Source organism: Pseudomonas fluorescens Q2-87, from assembly GCF_000281895.1.
Taxonomy (GTDB): Bacteria; Pseudomonadota; Gammaproteobacteria; order Pseudomonadales; family Pseudomonadaceae; genus Aquipseudomonas; species Aquipseudomonas fluorescens_S.
This window is the reverse complement of the sequence record NZ_CM001558.1, coordinates 4,239,118-4,257,251: the sequence shown is the minus strand read 5'-3', so window position 1 is coordinate 4,257,251 and position 18,134 is coordinate 4,239,118. Positions and strand designations below refer to the sequence as shown.

Genomic DNA, 18,134 nt, shown 5'->3' with positions numbered 1-18,134 from the left:
AGAATCCGATGCGTGTGTGGTTTTTGAGTGCTGGCCTGGCCTTGATGTGCATGGCCCAGAGCGCAGCGGCGGGTACAGTCCTGATCGTTGGCGATAGTATCAGCGCGGCTTTCGGCCTGGATACCCGGCAAGGCTGGGTGTCTTTGCTCGAACAACGGCTCAAGGCCGAGGGTTTTGACGATAAAGTGGTCAATGCCTCCATCAGTGGCGATACCAGCGCAGGAGGCCAGGCGCGGCTGCCAGCGCTGCTTGCGGCCCATAAGCCGGACCTGGTGATCCTCGAGCTTGGCGGCAACGATGGCTTGCGCGGACAGCCGCCAACGCAATTGCAACAAAACCTTGCAGCGATGATCGACAGCTCCCGCGCCAGCGGTGCGAAGGTGCTGCTGCTGGGCATGCAACTGCCGCCCAATTACGGACGGCGCTACACCGATGCCTTTGCCCGGGTCTACAGCACCCTGGCCGAGGAGAAGAAAGTGCCGTTGGTACCGTTTTTTCTCAAGGATATCGGTGGCGTAGAGGGGATGATGCAGGGCGACGGATTGCACCCGTCCGTCGCCGCCCAGGGCAAGTTGCTGGAAAATGTCTGGCCGACGCTGAAACCGCTGCTTTGACGCTTTTCTACAGGCGGGCTTTCGGCTAATGTGGCGCCCCCGATTTGGAGCCCCCGATGCCGCGTCCCGCCTGGTCTTTGTTTGCCTACCAACTGATCGAGCCTGACGAGCAGTTGGACCTATTCGCCTGCCAGGAAGTGCGGGTGCATCTGGTGACACGCCAACTGGAGCTTGGCGGCTCGGCCGATCGGACCCTCTGTGGCAGCCTGCTCCCGGCACAGCCGCGCTGGTCAGGGGTTGATCGCAAGATTTTCCAGGACCATCGCCTGTGCTCATTGTGCCGGGCGATCCTGGAATCCCAGAAGCGTGGCACGTCGCCGATCTGGCCTGAGCTGCGGTTCGAGTTGTAATTGCCCAACTCCGAAGGACGACTTCTGTGGTGGGAGCCAATCTTGTGGGCGCCAGAAGTAATGCTGCATATCGGACGCTCATTGCCAACCTCCCCGAATTAATGGGCGGCAGTGTACAATCGCCGTTTTCATACCCTTGTTCGATCTGCGAAGGATTTCCCGGATGTTGCCGCGCTTGCCTGCCGTCGCCCGCTGCCTGTCACTTGCCGCCCTGTGTATGGCGGGGCCCGTTGCCGCATTGGAGCTGCCTTTGCCACCGCCGGGTGAAGACATTGTCGGCCAGGTGCAGGTGATCAAGGCCAAATACGAAGACACCTTCGCTGACCTGGGCACCACCTATGACCTGGGTTACAGCGAGATGGTCGCCGCCAACCCGGGGGTCGATCCCTGGTTGCCGGGCGCAGGTACTGAAATCGTGCTGCCGACCCGCTTCATCCTGCCGCCAGGTCCGCGGGAGGGCATCGTGATCAACCTTGCCGAATACCGCCTCTACTACTTCCCCAAAGGCCGGAACGTGGTCTACACCTTCCCGCTGGGGATTGGTCGTGAGGGCTGGGGTTCGCCAATCGCCCATACCAGCATCATCGCCAAGACGCCAAACCCGACCTGGACCCCACCAGCCTCGATCAAGGCCGAACATGCTGCCGACGGTGACCCGCTGCCAAATGTGGTGCCGGCCGGTCCCGATAACCCGCTGGGGCCGTTCAAGTTCACCCTGGGTACGCCGGGCTATCTGATCCATGGTTCGAACAAGAAGTTCGGCATCGGCATGCGTACCAGCCACGGTTGCTTCCGGATGTTCAACAACAACGTCCTGGAAATGGCCGGCATGGTGCCGGTGGGGACGTCGGTGCGGATTATCAACGACCCGTACAAGCTGGGCGTGAGCGGCGGCAAGGTGTATCTGGAAGCTCATACGCCGCTGGACGACAAGGGCAACCCGTCGGTGGTGGACAAGCACACCGCTGTGATCAATGCGATGCTCAAGCGTGAGGACATCACCAGCAATCAGCGCATGAACTGGGATGTGGTGCGGGACGTCGTGGCTGCCGAAGATGGCCTGCCGGTAGAAGTCGCCGTGCCGAATACGTCGGCACCGATGGTGTCGAGTGCACCGATCGACCTGCAGCAATAAGAGAACCTGAAGCAACCCGCCGGCGTTTCACAATGCCGGCGGGTTTTTTATTGCCTGGAAAACACCGGGCAATAAAAAGCCGACCCAACGATGGGTCGGCTCGATAACAATCCCGAGGGACTATTACTTGCGGCTAGCTTTTTCCAGCATGCGCAGAGCACGCTCGTTAGCTTCGTCAGCAGTCTGTTGTGCTTTTTGAGCAGCAGCCAGAGCTTCATCAGCTTTACGGTAGGCTTCGTCTGCACGAGCCTGGGAGCGAGCTGCTGCGTCTTCGGTAGCAGTCAGACGTGCTTCGGTTTCTTTGGATGCGCTGCTGCAACCGGTAGCCAGAACTGCGGCCAGGGCCAGAGCAGAGAATTTCAGAACGTTGTTCATCGTGTTCCCCTTCAAGGACTTTCTATTGTGGACTGCTCCCCAGACTGGGGAGTTAGCCGGCGTACATACTACCCATTACTTGTAGTAAGTAAACTGACGTAGCGCAAGAAGCAAAAAAATTGTAGGCGGTGATTCTTTTTCGAGCAACTTTTCTGTTGGGTCGTTGAAAAAAAACACAGCGTCAAGCCCCTGACTGGAGCGCGCGGCTGAAAAAAAGTTCCGTTAGCGGTTGAACTCTTTCGGCTTGCGCTAACGTCGTTGCTTATTGATTAACCTATACTTTTGTTCATTTTTTGCGCAGGCGCCCAAGCATCTTTATTGGTATTGGGCGGTGACTTTAACTGCGCACGCTCGTCTCAAGACTCAACAACTGGCGATGTTCAGCTATTGCACCGTGACCGATTACAGCGCGACGATGGCGCTCAATCGATAAACCCGACGAGGTTTACCCCTTCGATGACAGGCGTGCCTTGAGCATTTGCGTCATTGGTGCCTACTATTCACGACGTGCTCGGGTTTGAGCGGTTCGGTTTTGGCGCTCGGTGACCAGGAAGGCACGGGGTGGCGTAGTTGTTCCTTCGCCGGAAAAACATCGGTAAGGTAGGGGTCAGCATTCAGACCCGCGAGGAGTAGTGATGAGCGAGGCGTTGTCCATCCACCATGACCAGGCTGGTCATCAGTTCGAGACCAATGTGGACGGTCATCGTGCGTATCTGACCTATATGGACCTGGGCAAGCAGACCCTGGATATCTATCGCACCTTCGTGCCCAACGCCTTGCGCGGCAGGGGCATTGCGGCGGCGCTGACAGAACGGGCGCTGCAATACGCCGAGGAAATGGGCTACACGGTGATCCCGTCCTGTTCCTACGTGGAGCGCTACATGGAGCGTCACCAGAGGCATGCGGCGAAGCTCTGAAAAAACGAATCCCCATAAAAAAACGCCGGGCTGAAGAGTCCGGCGTTTTTTTATGCGGTGCTTTTTATGAGCTAAAGCGGGTCGATCAGCTGCGCTGGCGCTTCGGCAGTACATCCTTGAGCTTGGCGTGCATGCTGCGCAGGGTGTTCTCGGTAGCGCTCCAGTCGATGCAGGCATCGGTGATGGAAACGCCGTACTGCAAATCGGCGAGGTCTTTCGGGATCGCCTGGCAGCCCCAGTTCAAGTGGCTTTCGACCATCAGGCCGATGATCGACTGGTTGCCTTCCAGGATCTGGTTGGCGACGTTTTCCATCACCAGCGGCTGCAGCGCTGGGTCCTTGTTGGAGTTGGCGTGGCTGCAGTCGACCATGATGTTCGGCTTGATCTTCGCTTTGTTCAGTGCCTGTTCACACAGCGCGACGCTGACCGAATCGTAGTTCGGCTTGCCGTTGCCACCGCGCAGTACCACGTGGCCGTAGGCGTTGCCCTTGGTGGTCACGATCGACACGCCGCCTTCCTGGTTGATCCCCAGGAAGCGGTGGGGGCTGGAAACCGATTGCAGGGCGTTGATCGCCACGGTAAGGCCGCCATCGGTGCCGTTCTTGAAGCCTACGGCCGAGGACAGGCCGGAAGCCATCTCGCGGTGGGTCTGGGATTCGGTGGTGCGCGCACCGATGGCCGACCAACTGATCAGGTCCTGCAAGTATTGCGGGGAGATCGGGTCCAGGGCTTCGGTGGCGGTGGGCAGCCCCATTTCCGCCAGGTCCAGCAGCAACTGCCGACCGATGTGCAGGCCATCCTGGATCTTGAAGGAGTCATCCAGGTACGGGTCGTTGATCAGGCCTTTCCAGCCGACTGTGGTCCGAGGCTTCTCGAAATACACCCGCATCACCAGGTACAAGGTGTCGGACACTTCCGCAGCCAGGACTTTCAGGCGCTCGGCGTATTCGTGGGCGGCCTTGATGTCATGGATCGAGCAGGGCCCGATGACCACGAACAGGCGATGATCGGTGCCGTCGAGAATGTTGCGGATGACTTCCCGGCCTTTGGTCACGGTGCGCAGGGCAGCGTCGCTCAGGGGGATATCACGCTTGAGTTGGTCAGGCGTGATGAGGGTCTCGTTGGAGGCGACGTTAAGGTCATTGATCGGTAAATCAGCCATCGTGTTACTCGTCAGGTCACGGGTGCCGGCCGCCAGCGATCCCCGCGCGGCGGTGCACAGCGGATATTAAGCGCGCCGGGGAGCCGAACCTTATCGCGTTACGAGGCCGCTCGACAATGGGCAAGGTCGGGTTTAATGCCCTATTGGCTGGGTAAGAAGCCTTCGAGGCGGGCCTGCAACAGATTCGTTAGCGGATGTAATGGAGATTGCATGCCATGCCGCTCACGCTGATAGTGTGCAGGGCCGTTTACCAGAGGAGTTGCAAAGATGCAGGCAGGCGCTAAACCGCGGATCGGAATGATCGGCACCGGTGCGATCGGCGGATTCTATGGGGTGATGCTGGCACGTGCCGGTTATGACGTGCACTTTTTGCTGCGCAGCGAGTTCGGTGCGGTGGCCGAACACGGCTTGCAGGTCGACAGCGCGGTGCACGGCGCGCTGACCCTCAACCCGGTCCAGGCATATCGCTCGGCGGCCGATATGCCGCCCTGTGACTGGTTGCTGGTCGGTGCCAAGACCACCAGCAACGCCGACCTGGCCCCGGCCATCATCCAGGCCGGTGCCGAGGGGGCGAGAGTCCTGCTGCTGCAAAATGGCCTCGATGTCGAAGACGATCTGCGACCTTTGCTCCCCGATTCGCTGCATCTGCTCGGCGGCCTGTGCCTGGTCTGCGTGCACCGCGTCGGCCCTGGGGTCGTCGCCCACCAGGCTCTCGGCGCGGTCAATATCGGTTATCACAGTGGACCTGGTAGCGACCAGGCGGAACGCATGGCGATTGTCGAAGAGGCGACGACATTGTTTCGTACCGCCGGTATCGATTCCCAGGCGATGCCTGACCTGCAACAGGCCCGCTGGCAGAAACTGGTGTGGAACGTGCCGTACAACGGTCTGTCAGTCCTGCTGGGCGCCAGTACCACGCCGTTGATGGCTGATGTCGACAGTCGCGGCTTGATCCAGGCGCTGATGGGCGAGGTGGTATGCGGTGCGCAAGCCTGCGGCCATCACATCGCGCCGGGCTACGCCGAGTACCTGTTCAGCATGACCGAGAAGATGCCCGACTACTGGCCGAGCATGCATCACGACTACGCCCACCGACGCCCATTGGAACTGGAGGCAATTTACGGTCGGCCGTTGGCGGCAGCGAAAGCGGCGGGGTGCGAACTGCCTAAGATCGAAGCCTTGTATCAGACGCTGGCGTTCATGGATCGGCGTAACCGCTGAGCCGACGAAGGGGGAGCGACATGGCAAATAACATCGACGACAAACTGGTGCTGGCGATTTCGTCGCGGGCTTTGTTCGACCTGAGTGAAAGCCACAAGGTGTATCTGTCGAGTGGTGTCGAAGCCTATCGGCAGTACCAGATCGAGCACGAAGACGAAGTCCTGGCGCCCGGGGATGCGTTCGCCCTGGTGCAAAAACTGTTGAACCTCAACGAGCACCTGGGGCGTGCCCGGGTCGAGGTGATCCTGGTTTCGCGCAACAGCGCCGACACCGGCCTTCGCGTTTTCAACTCGATTCACCATTACGGCCTGGCGATCTCGCGGGCAGCGTTCGTCGGCGGTCGCAGTCCTTATCCCTACCTCAAGGCGTTCGGCTGCGACCTGTTTTTGTCCACCCATGCTGAAGACGTGCGCAGTGCCTTGGACGCGGGGTTTGCCGCGGCGACTATCTTGTCGGGTGGGGCCAGCCGCGCCGCCAGCGAGGAACTGCGCATTGCCTTCGATGGCGATGCGGTGCTGTTTTCCGATGAATCGGAGCGTGTCTATCAGGCCGGCGGCCTGGAAGCGTTCCAGGCCAGCGAGCGTCAGGCGGCTCGCGAACCGCTGCGAGGCGGGCCATTCAAGGGCTTCCTTGCGGCGCTCAATGCGTTGCAGCGCGAGTTTCCCGAGGACGCCTGCCCCATTCGCACGGCGCTGGTCACGGCCCGTTCGGCTCCGGCCCATGAGCGGGTGATCCGGACGCTGCGTGAATGGGATATCCGTCTGGACGAGTCTTTGTTTCTCGGCGGCCTGACCAAATCAGCCTTCCTTGAAGCGTTCGCCGCCGACGTTTTTTTCGACGACCAGACCGGTCATTGCGAACTGGCTCGCGAGGTGGTCGCCACCGGTCATGTGCCCCATGGCATCAGTAACGAAGTCAAGCCTTAGTGCCCGTGGTTCGGGACGTTACACCGCACGCCGCACTCTCCAAGGCACTGCTAAGCTGAATCAATCTCCGCCATCTTGGCACGCGAGGAGGTCACATGATTCGTTCGATGCTGTACGCCACAGACCTGGGACTTTACGCCCCTTATGTGATGCAGCATGCCTTGGCGTTGGCACGGACGTTTGAAGCCGAGTTGTATGTGGTGCATGCGGTAGAACCGATGGGGCTGTTCGCCGAATCGGTGTTGCAGAGTTATCTCGACGAGCAGGCGCTGAACGAATTTCATCGCCAGGGTCTGAATACGGTAATGGCCAATATCGAGCAGCGAGTGCTCGACAGCTTTCGTGAGGAGCTGGGAGAGGGGCAGCAGGACTTGAAGCTGATCAAATCGGTCAGGGTTTACCAGGGTGATCCTTCCCAGGTCATTCTGGAGCAGGCGGCGAAACTCTCCGTCGATTTGCTGATCGTAGGCAGTCATTGCCAAGGGGCAAGCGGCGAGACCCCCTTGGGTCGGACCGCTGCACGGGTATTGCAGTTATCCCGTGTGCCAGTCTATCTGGTGCCGCTGATGCAACGTCGACGCCAGGGAGAGGCGTGAGGCTAAATGATGGCTTTTTATAAAAAGTTCTAGATTTATTGTCATAACCTTCCATATAGTTATATACCGTCGCTGATGCCCGTGGCGTCCAACTGCTTTGAGGGATACATATGAAGCTTCAACAACTGCGCTACATCTGGGAAGTGGCGCACCACGACCTCAACGTTTCCGCTACTGCCCAAAGCCTTTATACGTCGCAACCCGGCATCAGCAAGCAGATCCGTCTATTGGAAGACGAACTGGGCGTGGAAGTCTTCGCCCGCAGCGGCAAGCACCTGACTCGCGTGACTCCGGCCGGGGAGCGGATCATCACCACGGCTGGCGAGATCCTGCGCAAAGTCGAAAGCATCAAGCAGATCGCCCAGGAGTTCTCCAACGAGAAAAAGGGCACCCTGTCGATCGCCACCACCCACACCCAGGCACGGTATGCGCTGCCTCCGGTGATCAGCAATTTCATCAAGCAATACCCGGACGTGGCGCTGCACATGCACCAGGGCTCGCCGATGCAGATCGCCGAGATGGCCGCTGACGGTACCGTGGATTTCGCCATCGCCACCGAGGCCCTGGAGTTGTTCGGGGACCTGGTGATGATGCCGTGCTATCGCTGGAACCGCTGCGTCGTCGTGCCCCAGGGCCATCCGTTGACCAAGCTGCCGAAGCTGACCCTCGAAGCCCTGGCCGAATACCCGATCGTGACCTACGTCTTCGGTTTCACCGGCCGATCGAAGCTCGACGAGGCCTTCAGCCACCGTGGCCTGACCCCGAAAGTGGTGTTCACCGCCGCCGACGCAGACGTGATCAAGACTTACGTGCGTCTCGGCCTGGGGGTAGGCATCGTGGCGAAAATGGCGGTCGATACCAAGCTCGACAATGACCTGGTGGTGCTGGATGCCAGCGAACTGTTCGAATCCAGCGTGACCAAGATCGGCTTCCGCCGCGGCACCTTCCTGCGTGGTTTCATGTGCGATTTCATCGAGAAATTCGCGCCGCACCTGACCCGCGAAGTCATGGCCAAGGCCATCCAGTGCCACAACAAGCAGGAACTCGAAGAGTTGTTCGACGGTGTCGAACTTCCGGTGCACTAAGTCCCAGCCTGCTAGATCGCCTCGGTGACAGCGAACTGTTGCCGGGCGCCCGCCACCACGATCTCCACCTCATCCCCTTCGAACTTGCCCAGCAGGCCCCGGCCCAGCGGCGAGCGAGGGGTGATGACCGTGATCGGTTGCCCTACCAGCGAAACTTTCAACCCCGCCGCATCCGGAGCCAGGAACAGCCATTGCTGGCGGCTATCCTCATCTTCCAGGCCTATCAGCGTGCCGACCGTAATGCCGCGCTGCGCGTCGTAGGGCCTGAGCGGCAGGGCTTGGCACAGGGCGAGCGCCTGACGGATCTCTTCCACGCGCCTGGCTTGCCCGGCGGCGAGGTATGACGCCTCCAGGCCAAGGGTGTCGTACTTGTTCTCGGCGATGTTTTCTTCGTGGGTCGCGGTTTCGTACGCGGTTTGCGCCGCGCGCTCGGCAATGTCGAGATCAATCTTGAGCTTGTCGAGAATCAATTGGTGGACGGTCTGTTTGTTCATGGTTTATTCGCAGAATTGCAGGACATTGGCCCGGCTCTTGTCGCTGGGCGCGTTCTGGTCCTGTTGCAGCCAGAACTGGCACTTGGGGTTGGACAGGTTGCGCGGATTACTGCGCACCTGTTCCAGCGCCTGGCGCTGCTCGTTCCTTTGCAGGTTCTGCTGGTACTGCTCGAACATTGGCGCCGGCGGCTCCGGTGCCGGTTGCACCGCCGACGGTTGTGCCAGCTGATGGACGGCCGCAGCCACCGGAGCCAGTTGGTCAGCGAGGAACCATCTCGATAGCAGCCAGCCGGTGAGGACGATGGCGAGGAACCCCAGCCACAGGCCCAGGGCAATGCTGAATGTCAGTTGCAAGGCTGAGAGGCGCGGGGCTGGCGGGTGATCAGGCATGGCTGCTTCCTGGCAGAGTCATGGGATGGCGATGATTGTCGCATGAAGAATAATCGCCGTCGGCTCTTCTGCATGATCATGTTATTCGGGACAATCAGGCCTTTGCCACAAGGAGTCGGAAATGACCGTGCGCTGGGATATTTTTTGCACCGTCGTCGATAACTTTGGCGACATTGGCGTTACCTGGCGCCTGGCGCGTCAGTTGGTGGCCGAGCATGGATGCGCCGTGCGGCTATGGGTCGACGACTTGCGAGCCTTCGAACGGCTGTGCCCGGAAATCGACATCACCCTTTCCGAGCAGTGGCAGCAGGGCGTAAACGTGCGTCACTGGCCCCAAGTCTGGCCGTCCACCGAGGCCGCCGATGTGGTGATCGCCGCATTCGCCTGCCAGTTGCCGAGTGCCTACATGGACGCGATGACTGAACGGCAACCCGCGCCATTGTGGATGAACCTCGACTATCTGAGTGCTGAGGACTGGGTCATCGGTTGCCACGGCTTACCGTCGGTCAAATACAAACACGTGCAGAAGTATTTCTTTTTTCCAGGCTTCCAGCCGGGGACAGGGGGCCTGTTGCGCGAGGCGGGGCTGCTGGAACGTCGTCAGCGATTCCAGCAGGATGCCGAGGCGCAACGCATGTTCCTGCAAGGATTGGGCGTCGTTCGGGCGCCGGATACTTGCCTGATCTCGCTTTTTGCCTACGAGAACGCCGGGCTTGCCAGCTGGTTCGACGCCATGGCCGCCGATGTCCAGGCCTTTCATGTGCTGGTTCCCGAAGGGCGGGTGCTGGGCGATGTTGGGCGTTGGCTTGGTGTGGATGGCCTGAAAGCGGGAGCGGTGCATCGACGTGGCCGCCTGACCGTTCAGGTGCTGCCATTCGTCCGGCAGGATCAATACGATCAGCTTCTGTGGTGCTGCGATTTCAATGCCGTGCGTGGCGAAGACTCCTTCGTCCGCGCCCAGTGGGCTGGCCGACCACTGCTCTGGCACATCTACCAGCAGGAGGAAGACGTCCACCTGGAAAAACTCGAGGCGTTCCTCAGGCTGTATACCCACGGACTGCCGGAGGCGACGCAAAAGGCGATCAACGGTCTCTGGCGCGCCTGGAATGCCGGCCAGGACATGACCGAGCACTGGAAAGCCGCCCGCGAACAGCACCGGGAACTGGCCGAACATGCCCAGGCGTGGTGTCTGGAACAGGCCTCGCGACCCGATCTTGCCGCGGCGCTGGTGAAGTTTTATGTAAATTGGATATGATACGCGGCCTAGATTTTTGTAAATCCCATCCAAATTCGGATATTCGCAATGAAAACTGGTAAAGAACTGAAACCCGGGACCGTGATCCGTCTCGAAAACGATCCTTGGCTGGTTCAGAAAGCTGAGTTCACCAAGTCGGGTCGTAACAGCGCGATCATGAAGACCAAGCTGAAGAACCTGCTGACCGGTTACAAGACCGAGATCGTCTACAGCGCCGACGACAAACTGGATGACGTGATCCTCGACCGCAAGGAAGTGACCCTGTCCTTCATCAGCGGCGACACCTACACGTTCATGGACACCACTGACTACACCATGTACGAGCTGAACGCCGAAGACATCGAGGCCGTTCTGCCGTTCATCGAAGAAGGCATGACCGACGTCTGCGAAGCGGTGTTCTTCGAGGAGCGCCTGGTTTCCGTAGAACTGCCGACCACCATCGTGCGTCAGGTTGACTACACCGAAGGTTCGGCTCGCGGCGACACTTCCGGCAAGGTGATGAAGCCTGCCAAACTGAAGAACGGTACCGAGCTGTCGGTAGCTGACTTCATCGAAATCGGCGACATGATCGAGATCGATACCCGCGAAGGCGGCTCCTACAAAGGCCGCGCTAAATAAGCGAAGTCTTGTGTATGAAAAAAGCCCGACCTTTGAGTCGGGCTTTTTTATTTCAGGGCTTGCCCAGCAGCTTTCTCACCGCAAAGGCTGTGCCTGACACCATCATTTCAAATGTTGCTTGAGCTCTTCGGACGCCTGCAACATGGCCGAACGCACCGCTGGCACCTGGCTCACCACATTGAGCAGACCATAGTCATGGATCATGCCGTTGTAGCGCACGGCTGTGACAGGCACACCGGCTGCGTCGAGTTTGCGGGCGTAGGCTTCGCCTTCATCACGCAGCACATCGGCCTCGGCGGTCTGTACCAGCGCGGGCGGCAGGCCCTTGAGCTGCGCAGTGGTGGCCCGCAGCGGAGACGCATAGATCTCGTTGCGCTGTCCGGCGTCGGTGGTGTAGTTGTCCCAGAACCACTTCATCATGTTCTTGCTGAGGAAGTGCCCTTCGGCGAACTGGTTGTAGGACGCGGTCTCGAAGCTCGCATCAGTCACCGGCCACAACAGCGCCTGGAAGCGGATCGCCGGCGTACCTTTGTCCTTGGCCATCAGTGCCACGACCGCCGCCATGTTGCCGCCGACGCTGTTGCCCGCAACGGCCAGGCGCTTGCCGTCGACGTTGATCTGTTTGCCATGTTCGGCGACCCACTTCGTTGCGGCGTAAGCCTGGTTGATCGCCACCGGGTAGTGCGCCTCGGGTGAAGGCGTGTAGTTGACGAATACCGCGACAGCCCCCGAGCCTGCCACCAGATCCCGAACCAGCCGTTCGTGGGTCGGGAAGTCCCCCAACACCCAGCCACCGCCGTGGAAGAACATGAACACGGGCAATTCGCCCTTGACCCCGGCCGGACGCACGATGGTCAAGTTGATCGGCTGGCCATCGACCTGGATGGTTTTCTCGCTGACATCCGCCTTGGGCAAGGACAGTTTTACCCCGGCCTGGGCCCCGACCAGTACGGCGCGGGCATCCTTGGGCGACAGCTGTTCCAGAGGCTTGCCGGTGCCGGCATTCAGGGCATCGAGAAACGCCTGGGTGTTGTGCTCCACGAGGTCGTCGGCGAAAGCGCTGCCGACGCTGAGGGCGAGAAGAGTACCGGTCAAAGCTTTGCTGAGCGTGTTCATGTATATCTCCTTGTTCGGGGTCAGGTGCGGGTTGGTCAAACAGTTGGGGTGGTCAGCTTGACGTCGAGGATGTTGTCGCTGGAGATGGCACGACCATCACGGTCGCCGGTGGAGGTTGAGATTGCGGTGTTGAGAGTTTGCATGATGAGAGCCTCGCTTCAGGGTGGGTGTTTCGCGCTAAATGTTTGCGCGCTAAGTAGGTGTGAGGCGAATGTATAGCGCTAATGTTTTGCGCGCAAGCTAAATTTTCGAGAAATTGCTGATATATAAGCTGAAGAGGCGTGTAGGCCCCTGGCTAGAGGGGTTTCATGATGCTAACGAAGTTTGTACCGAGGATAGGCAGGCAAGGGCAGCCGCTATCGCGAGCAAGCTCGCTCCTACATTGGCTGACGGGTATTTGCAGGGTCGCGTCATCCAGCAACCCTGCGGGAGCGAGCTTGCTCGCGATAACGGAGGGGCAGTTGGCGGGGATATTGGATGTACCGCTGTGTTCGCGAACAAGTGCGCTAGAACACGGGCCAGTCAGAGGCTGTCCTGCAAATGCCCACGCAGCGCTTGCAGGTCAAGTTGCAGCTTCTTCAACTGCTCCAGGGTCTGGCCGCTGGCGGCGAGGATGCATTGAGGAATGTCCAGGGCCTTTTCTTGCAGGGCGCGGCCTTGTTCGGTCAATTCGACAATCACCACGCGCTCGTCTTCACGGCTGCGGGTGCGGCTCAACAGGCCTTCGGCCTCCAGGCGCTTGAGTAACGGCGTCAGCGAGCCGGGGTCGGTGAGCAGGCGCGTGCTGATTTCTCCAACCGTCAAGCCGTCCTTTTCCCACAACACCATCATCGCCAGGTATTGCGGATATGTCAGGCCCAGGGCCTGGAGCAGCGGTTTGTAGACCTTGGTCATCAGCAATGATGTTGAGTGCAAGGCAAAACAGACCTGGTTGTCGAGCAACAGGGCTTCGCAAGCTTCGGGGGTGTTGCGCTGGGTACTCATGGCAGAACCTTCAATCGATGATTGGTACAAATCTAGCGGACGAATGTTTAATGCGCTAGATAATTCGCACGATCTGACCCGATGCTCCGTTTCCCCGCCGGTGCTGACTGCGTAGGATAAGCACCCTGATAAAGGGGGAGTGGTCTGTGTTCGAGTTTGCGATTTTTATATTGTTCGGTGCCGCTTTGGGCACCTTGGGGGGATTGTTCGGGATTGGTGGCGGGCTGATTGCCATTCCGGTGCTGGGCGTCTGGTTCGGCCTTGACCAGCAACAGGCCCAAGGCACGGCCCTGGTGATGGTGGTCCCCAACGTGATGCTCGCGCTGTGGCGATATCACCAGCGCAATCGCATCGAGTTGCGCCATGTGCTGCCGCTCGCGTCGATGGGGTTTTGCTTTGCCTGGCTGGGCTCGATCTGGGCCGTAGGCATTGATGCGCAAAACATGCGCATCGGTTTCGTGGCGTTCCTGATCGCCCTGACTGCCTATAATTTCATCCGAATGTTCGCCGCCACCGCGCCGGCTTCGGCAGAGATGCGTCATGGCTGGCCGTGGCTCGGTGTGCTGGGGGCAGCCTCGGGCACCATGGGGGGCCTGTTCGGTGTCGGCGGAGCTGTCGTCGCGACGCCAATCCTGACCAGCCTGTTCGGCACCACCCAGGTGGTTGCCCAAGGGTTGTCCCTGGCGCTGGCCTTGCCCAGTACCGGCGTGACCCTTGCCACTTACGCTTATCACCATGAGGTGGACTGGAGCATCGGCCTGCCGCTGGCCGTTGGTGGTCTGCTGAGTATCAGTTGGGGAGTGAAGGTCGCCCACGCCTTGCCGGAGCGTCTGTTGCGCGGGCTGTTCTGCGGGTTCCTGGTGCTCTGCGCGGTGCTGCTCGCCCTTAAAGTTTGAAGCCTTCGACGATGTGCTCGGCCAGGCACTCGGTGATCGGCGACGGATTGTGCAAGTTGCGGATCAGCATGATGCTGGCCTCGGGCAGTTCCGGCAGGTCCTCGGCCTCGCCCAGTACACGCATGTCCGGGGTCAGCAGGCTTTCAAGTTGCGCGGTGATCGCCAGGCCCGCGCCCACTACCGCCATGAGTGCCGACAGGCTCGAACTGTTGTAGGCCACTCGATAATCGCGGCCCATGGCATCCAGCGCGTTGCAGGCCCATTGCCGACAGAAACAGTCACTGTTGAACATCGCCAGCGGTAGCGGCGTTTGTTCATGAACGTTGAAGCAGGCCGCTTCGGCCCAGACAAAACGTTCCTTGCGCAGCAACTGGCCGATTTCGTCCCCCGGTTTGCGGGTGACAATGGACAGGTCCAGGTCCTGGCGCAGTAATAACTGCTTGGACGATTCGCAGTGCACTTCGATTTCGATCAACGGATAGAACTGGGCGAAGCGCTGCAGGATCCCCGGCAGGAACCGCATCACATAGTCGTCCGGCGTACCGATGCGCACCGTGCCAACCATGTGCGGCTCGCGCAGGGTGTTGAACACCTCGCTGTGCAGCTTGAGGATCCGTCGGGCGTAACCCAGCAACACCTGGCCTTCGGCGGTGAGCTTGACTTGGCGTCCGTCACGCTCGAACAAGCGCCGCTGCAATACATCTTCTTCCAGCCGCTTCATCTGCATGCTGACGGCCGATTGCGTGCGATTGACCAATTCACCGGCACGGGTGAAGCCGCCCTGGTCCGCGATGGCGACAAAGGTGCGCAGCACTTCGGTATCGATGCTCGGGTAACTCGACAATTGATCAATCTCCGAGATGTATTGCATAAGAAACATTCGTTGGATTGATCTTAGCGTTAGCGCGAGACTTGAGCCATCCCCAACGGAGGACATCACGATGAAAGGTCAGAAAGGTTATCTACTGATAGAAAAACTCTCCCACGGCTTCTCGGTCAGCGCCCTGTTGCACAAGTTTAGTCGCTGGTACGAATTGCACCATGAACGCGAATTACTTGCCGGTATGAGCGACGAGGCGCTCAAGGACATCGGCGTCAGTCGTGCCGACGTGGAACAGGAAGTGGTTCGGCCATTTTGGGATGACCCAATGCACAAATGAGCCATCCTTCCCTACACAAACCCCTTATCGGTGAGGTAGGTTGCGAGCAGACAAGGAGATCTCCATGCCCGCGACTCTGTCCTTTACCCTCAAACAGGCCCGGCGTCTGGCGTTGTCCGCCCAAGGATTCGATGGGCGGTCAGCGTCGGCTTCGATCCAACCCTCTCGTCTCAATCGCCTGATCGAACGCCTCGGCGTCCTGCAGATCGATTCCGTCAATGCATTGGTGCGCTCGCACTATCTCCCGCTGTTCTCTCGTCTAGGTCAATACAACCCCGATTTGCTCGATCAAGCGGCCTGGAGCCGGGGACGCCGCCGCACGCTGTTCGAATATTGGGGCCATGAAGCGTCGCTGCTGCCGATGTCGATGTACCCGCTGATGCGCTGGCGCATGGCCCGTGCGTCCCGTGGCGAAGGTATCTACCAACAATTGGCGCGTTTCGGTCGTGAACGCCAGGACATCATTCGCCGCGTGCTGGATTCGGTCCGGGAGCAGGGCGCCATCGGTGCGGGCAGCCTTTCCACGCGTCGAGAAAAGGCCGGGCCCTGGTGGGACTGGAGCGCTGAAAAACATGCGTTGGAATGGCTGTTTGCCGCAGGCGAGGTCACGGTGGCGGGACGACGCGGGTTCGAGCGGCTTTACGATTTGCCGGAGCGGGTGTTTCCGGCCTCGGTCCTGCAACAATCGCAGCCGGACGAAGCCCAGGCTCAGCGCGCCTTGTTGCTGCACGCCGCTGAGGCCCTGGGCGTGGGCACCGAGAAAGATTTGCGCGATTACTTTCGCCTGGATCCTGCCGACAGCCGTGGGCGGCTGGCCGAGTTGGAGGAGGCCGGTGAACTGCTGCGCTGCGAGGTGCAGGGCTGGAAGCAACCCGCCTGGTGTCGACCCGCTGCGAAAATCCCCCGCAAAGTGGCGGCCAGTGCCTTGTTGTCACCCTTCGACTCGCTGGTCTGGGAGCGCAGCCGCACCGAGCGGCTGTTTGATTTCCGCTATCGGCTGGAGATCTACACCCCCGCTCACAAGCGGGTTTACGGCTATTACGTGTTGCCGTTCCTGCACAATGAACGCATCGCGGCACGGGTGGACCTGCGGGCGGAGCGGGCCTTGGGTCGGTTGGCGGTGCATGCGGTGCACGAGGAAGAGCCGGGGCTGGACGAGGAGGGGGTGCAGGCCTTGGCGATCAATCTGCGGCGCATGGCCGATTGGCTGGGGCTGGAGCGGGTTCAGCTCAATTGCCAGCGGGTGGGTGGGGTTCGGTTGGCGTTGGCGTTGGCCCAGATCGGTGGTGACTGAGCGGGCCTCTTCGCGAGCAAGCCCGCTCCCACAGTAGACCGGGTCGAACACACAAATCATATTCATCGCCGATCAACTGTGGGAGCGGGCTTGCTCGCGAAGGCGGTGGTTCAGTCGCTGCAAACTGAACGATTTACCGTCGAACCTGCTTCAACGTCTCGGCAATCAGGAACGCCAACTCCAGCGACTGATCGGCATTCATCCGCGGGTCGCAGTGGGTGTGGTAGCGGTCCGACAGCCCGTCCTCGGTGATCGGCCGGGCACCGCCGATGCACTCGGTGACGTTCTGCCCTGTCATTTCGATGTGAATCCCGCCGGCATAGGTGCCTTCGGCTTCGTGGACCTGGAAGAACTGCTTCACTTCGCCAAGGATCTGCGCGAAGTCCCGGGTCTTGTAGCCGCTGCTGGCCTTGATCGTATTGCCGTGCATCGGGTCGGAGCTCCACAGCACCTGCCGGCCTTCACGCTGCACGGCCCGCAACAGCGGCGGCAGATGGTCGCCGACCTTGTTGGCGCCCATCCGCGCGATGAGGTTCAGTCGGCCCGGGTCGTTGTCCGGGTTGAGCACATCGATCAGGCGGATCAGGTCGTCAGGGTCCATGCTCGGGCCGACCTTGACCCCGATCGGGTTGTTCACCCCGCGCAGGAATTCGACATGGGCGCCGTCCAGTTGACGGGTGCGGTCGCCAATCCACAGCATGTGGGCCGAGCAGTCGTAATAATCGTTGGTCAGGCTGTCACGGCGCACAAAGGCTTCTTCGTAATTGAGCAGCAGCGCTTCGTGGGCGGTAAAAAAACTGGTTTCGCGCAATTGCGGCGAGCTGTCCATGCCGCAGGCACGCATGAAGGCCAGGGTTTCATCGATGCGGTCGGCCAGGTGGCTGTATTTTTCCGCCAGGGCTGAATTGGCGATGAAATCCAGGTTCCACTTGTGCACCTGGTGCAGATCGGCGAACCCGCCTTGGGCGAAAGCGCGCAACAGGTTCAGCGTGGCGGTGGACTGGTGGTAGGACTGCAACAACCGCTCAGGGTCCGGTACGCGGCTTTTTTCGTCGAAACCGATACCGTTGACGATGTCGCCCCGGTAGGCCGGCAATGTCACACCGTCGATGGTTTCGTCGTTGGCCGAGCGCGGCTTGGCGAACTGTCCGGCCATGCGCCCGACCTTGACCACCGGGCAGCCGGCGGCAAAGGTCATGACGATCGCCATTTGCAGCAAGACCTTGAAGGTGTCGCGAATCTTCGCCGCCGAGAACTCGGCAAAGCTTTCGGCACAATCGCCGCCCTGAAGCAGGAAGGCCCGGCCCTGGGTTACCTCGGCGAACTGACGGCGCAACTCCCGGGCCTCACCGGCGAACACCAACGGCGGATAACTGGCCAGGGTCTGCTCCACCTGCAGCAGGTGCGCGGCATCAGGGTAGCGGGGTTGTTGCTGGATCGGCAGGGCACGCCAGCTGTCAGGGCTCCAGGGTTGGCTCATCATGATCTCTAGGTGATTTACGCTCGGAGGGCCATGTTATCAGCAATTAGTGCGTGACCTGTTTGC

Annotated in this window: 21 protein-coding genes and 1 pseudogene; 13 read left to right on the top strand and 9 right to left on the bottom strand. The window is 60.1% G+C overall.

Translation table 11 applies throughout. From position 1 onward, the window contains the following. The first annotated feature begins 8 nt into the window (after positions 1-8). From PFLQ2_RS09090 to PFLQ2_RS09100, 3 genes are all read left to right on the top strand, one after another. On the top strand, positions 9-614 hold the full coding sequence (locus PFLQ2_RS09090; protein WP_003183790.1) for an arylesterase: 606 nt from the start codon (positions 9-11) through the stop codon (positions 612-614). Between the two features lie 56 nt (positions 615-670). Next, positions 671-964 (top strand): hypothetical protein, encoded by a 294-nt coding sequence (locus PFLQ2_RS09095; protein ID WP_003183788.1) that lies wholly within the window; start codon positions 671-673, stop codon positions 962-964. 163 nt (positions 965-1,127) lie between these two features. Continuing rightward, positions 1,128-2,099, top strand: a complete 972-nt coding sequence (locus PFLQ2_RS09100; RefSeq protein WP_003183786.1) for a L,D-transpeptidase family protein — start codon at positions 1,128-1,130, stop codon at positions 2,097-2,099. A 123-nt stretch (positions 2,100-2,222) separates the two neighbouring features. Here PFLQ2_RS09100 and oprI read toward each other — a convergent pair whose 3' ends face one another. Next, positions 2,223-2,474, bottom strand: a complete 252-nt coding sequence (gene oprI / locus PFLQ2_RS09105; protein WP_003183784.1) for an outer membrane lipoprotei OprI — start codon at positions 2,472-2,474, stop codon at positions 2,223-2,225. A gap of 635 nt (positions 2,475-3,109) precedes the next feature. Between oprI and PFLQ2_RS09110 the strand changes: the two genes are divergently transcribed. Then, entirely contained in the window at positions 3,110-3,391 is a 282-nt protein-coding gene (locus PFLQ2_RS09110) for a GNAT family N-acetyltransferase (protein WP_003183779.1), read from the top strand. A gap of 85 nt (positions 3,392-3,476) precedes the next feature. Here the strand turns inward: PFLQ2_RS09110 and PFLQ2_RS09115 are convergent, their stop codons facing one another. After that, positions 3,477-4,553: a 3-deoxy-7-phosphoheptulonate synthase gene (locus tag PFLQ2_RS09115; RefSeq protein WP_003183777.1), complete on the bottom strand. Its 1,077-nt coding sequence runs from the start codon at positions 4,551-4,553 to the stop codon at positions 3,477-3,479. 267 nt (positions 4,554-4,820) lie between these two features. Between PFLQ2_RS09115 and PFLQ2_RS09120 the strand changes: the two genes are divergently transcribed. The 4 genes from PFLQ2_RS09120 to cysB all read left to right on the top strand — a co-directional run bounded on the left by PFLQ2_RS09120 (position 4,821) and on the right by cysB (position 8,381). Further along, complete coding sequence (locus tag PFLQ2_RS09120) at positions 4,821-5,774, top strand: putative 2-dehydropantoate 2-reductase (RefSeq protein ID WP_003183775.1); 954 nt, start codon at positions 4,821-4,823, stop codon at positions 5,772-5,774. Between the two features lie 20 nt (positions 5,775-5,794). After that, positions 5,795-6,700: a 5'-nucleotidase gene (locus PFLQ2_RS09125; protein WP_003183773.1), complete on the top strand. Its 906-nt coding sequence runs from the start codon at positions 5,795-5,797 to the stop codon at positions 6,698-6,700. Between the two features lie 95 nt (positions 6,701-6,795). Continuing rightward, a complete protein-coding gene (locus tag PFLQ2_RS09130; RefSeq protein ID WP_003183771.1) occupies positions 6,796-7,296 on the top strand; it encodes a universal stress protein in 501 nt (166 codons plus the stop codon). A gap of 110 nt (positions 7,297-7,406) precedes the next feature. Then, on the top strand, positions 7,407-8,381 hold the full coding sequence (cysB, locus tag PFLQ2_RS09135; RefSeq protein ID WP_003183769.1) for an HTH-type transcriptional regulator CysB: 975 nt from the start codon (positions 7,407-7,409) through the stop codon (positions 8,379-8,381). A gap of 11 nt (positions 8,382-8,392) precedes the next feature. On the opposite strand, the gene PFLQ2_RS09140 is transcribed toward cysB, so the two are convergent. Further along, positions 8,393-8,875, bottom strand: a complete 483-nt coding sequence (locus PFLQ2_RS09140; RefSeq protein ID WP_003183767.1) for a GreA/GreB family elongation factor — start codon at positions 8,873-8,875, stop codon at positions 8,393-8,395. 3 nt (positions 8,876-8,878) lie between these two features. Beyond that, entirely contained in the window at positions 8,879-9,265 is a 387-nt protein-coding gene (locus PFLQ2_RS09145) for a hypothetical protein (protein WP_003183764.1), read from the bottom strand. A 121-nt stretch (positions 9,266-9,386) separates the two neighbouring features. Between PFLQ2_RS09145 and earP the strand changes: the two genes are divergently transcribed. Both earP and PFLQ2_RS09155 read left to right on the top strand, forming a co-directional pair. Then, complete coding sequence (gene earP / locus PFLQ2_RS09150; protein ID WP_003183763.1) at positions 9,387-10,520, top strand: elongation factor P maturation arginine rhamnosyltransferase EarP; 1,134 nt, start codon at positions 9,387-9,389, stop codon at positions 10,518-10,520. A gap of 48 nt (positions 10,521-10,568) precedes the next feature. Continuing rightward, positions 10,569-11,138, top strand: coding sequence for an elongation factor P (locus tag PFLQ2_RS09155; RefSeq protein ID WP_003183761.1), 570 nt, complete (start codon positions 10,569-10,571; stop codon positions 11,136-11,138). 102 nt (positions 11,139-11,240) lie between these two features. Here PFLQ2_RS09155 and PFLQ2_RS09160 read toward each other — a convergent pair whose 3' ends face one another. The 3 genes and pseudogenes from PFLQ2_RS09160 to PFLQ2_RS09165 form a co-directional block, all read right to left on the bottom strand. Beyond that, a complete protein-coding gene (locus tag PFLQ2_RS09160) occupies positions 11,241-12,254 on the bottom strand; it encodes an alpha/beta hydrolase (RefSeq protein ID WP_003183760.1) in 1,014 nt (337 codons plus the stop codon). A 44-nt stretch (positions 12,255-12,298) separates the two neighbouring features. Continuing rightward, positions 12,299-12,397 (bottom strand): annotated as a pseudogene (locus PFLQ2_RS28955) (organic hydroperoxide resistance protein); the annotation flags it as partial. Between the two features lie 379 nt (positions 12,398-12,776). After that, positions 12,777-13,238: a MarR family winged helix-turn-helix transcriptional regulator gene (locus PFLQ2_RS09165; protein ID WP_003183758.1), complete on the bottom strand. Its 462-nt coding sequence runs from the start codon at positions 13,236-13,238 to the stop codon at positions 12,777-12,779. A gap of 146 nt (positions 13,239-13,384) precedes the next feature. Between PFLQ2_RS09165 and PFLQ2_RS09170 the strand changes: the two genes are divergently transcribed. Further along, the gene (locus PFLQ2_RS09170) at positions 13,385-14,134 is read left to right on the top strand and encodes a sulfite exporter TauE/SafE family protein (RefSeq protein ID WP_003183756.1); all 750 of its coding nucleotides are present in this window, start codon (positions 13,385-13,387) and stop codon (positions 14,132-14,134) included. Here PFLQ2_RS09170 and PFLQ2_RS09175 read toward each other — a convergent pair. Then, entirely contained in the window at positions 14,124-14,978 is an 855-nt protein-coding gene (locus PFLQ2_RS09175; RefSeq protein ID WP_027912697.1) for a LysR substrate-binding domain-containing protein, read from the bottom strand. The two genes, PFLQ2_RS09170 and PFLQ2_RS09175, sit on opposite strands and share 11 nt — an antisense overlap. Positions 14,979-15,075: 97 nt before the next feature. On the opposite strand from PFLQ2_RS09175, the gene PFLQ2_RS09180 reads away from it, so the two are divergent. Next, entirely contained in the window at positions 15,076-15,294 is a 219-nt protein-coding gene (locus tag PFLQ2_RS09180) for a DUF1127 domain-containing protein (RefSeq protein WP_003183751.1), read from the top strand. 64 nt (positions 15,295-15,358) lie between these two features. After that, entirely contained in the window at positions 15,359-16,588 is a 1,230-nt protein-coding gene (locus PFLQ2_RS09185; RefSeq protein WP_003183748.1) for a winged helix-turn-helix domain-containing protein, read from the top strand. Positions 16,589-16,721: 133 nt separating this feature from the next. Here the strand turns inward: PFLQ2_RS09185 and PFLQ2_RS09190 are convergent, their stop codons facing one another. Further along, a complete protein-coding gene (locus tag PFLQ2_RS09190) occupies positions 16,722-18,068 on the bottom strand; it encodes a class II 3-deoxy-7-phosphoheptulonate synthase (RefSeq protein ID WP_003183746.1) in 1,347 nt (448 codons plus the stop codon). Positions 18,069-18,134 lie beyond the last annotated feature (66 nt).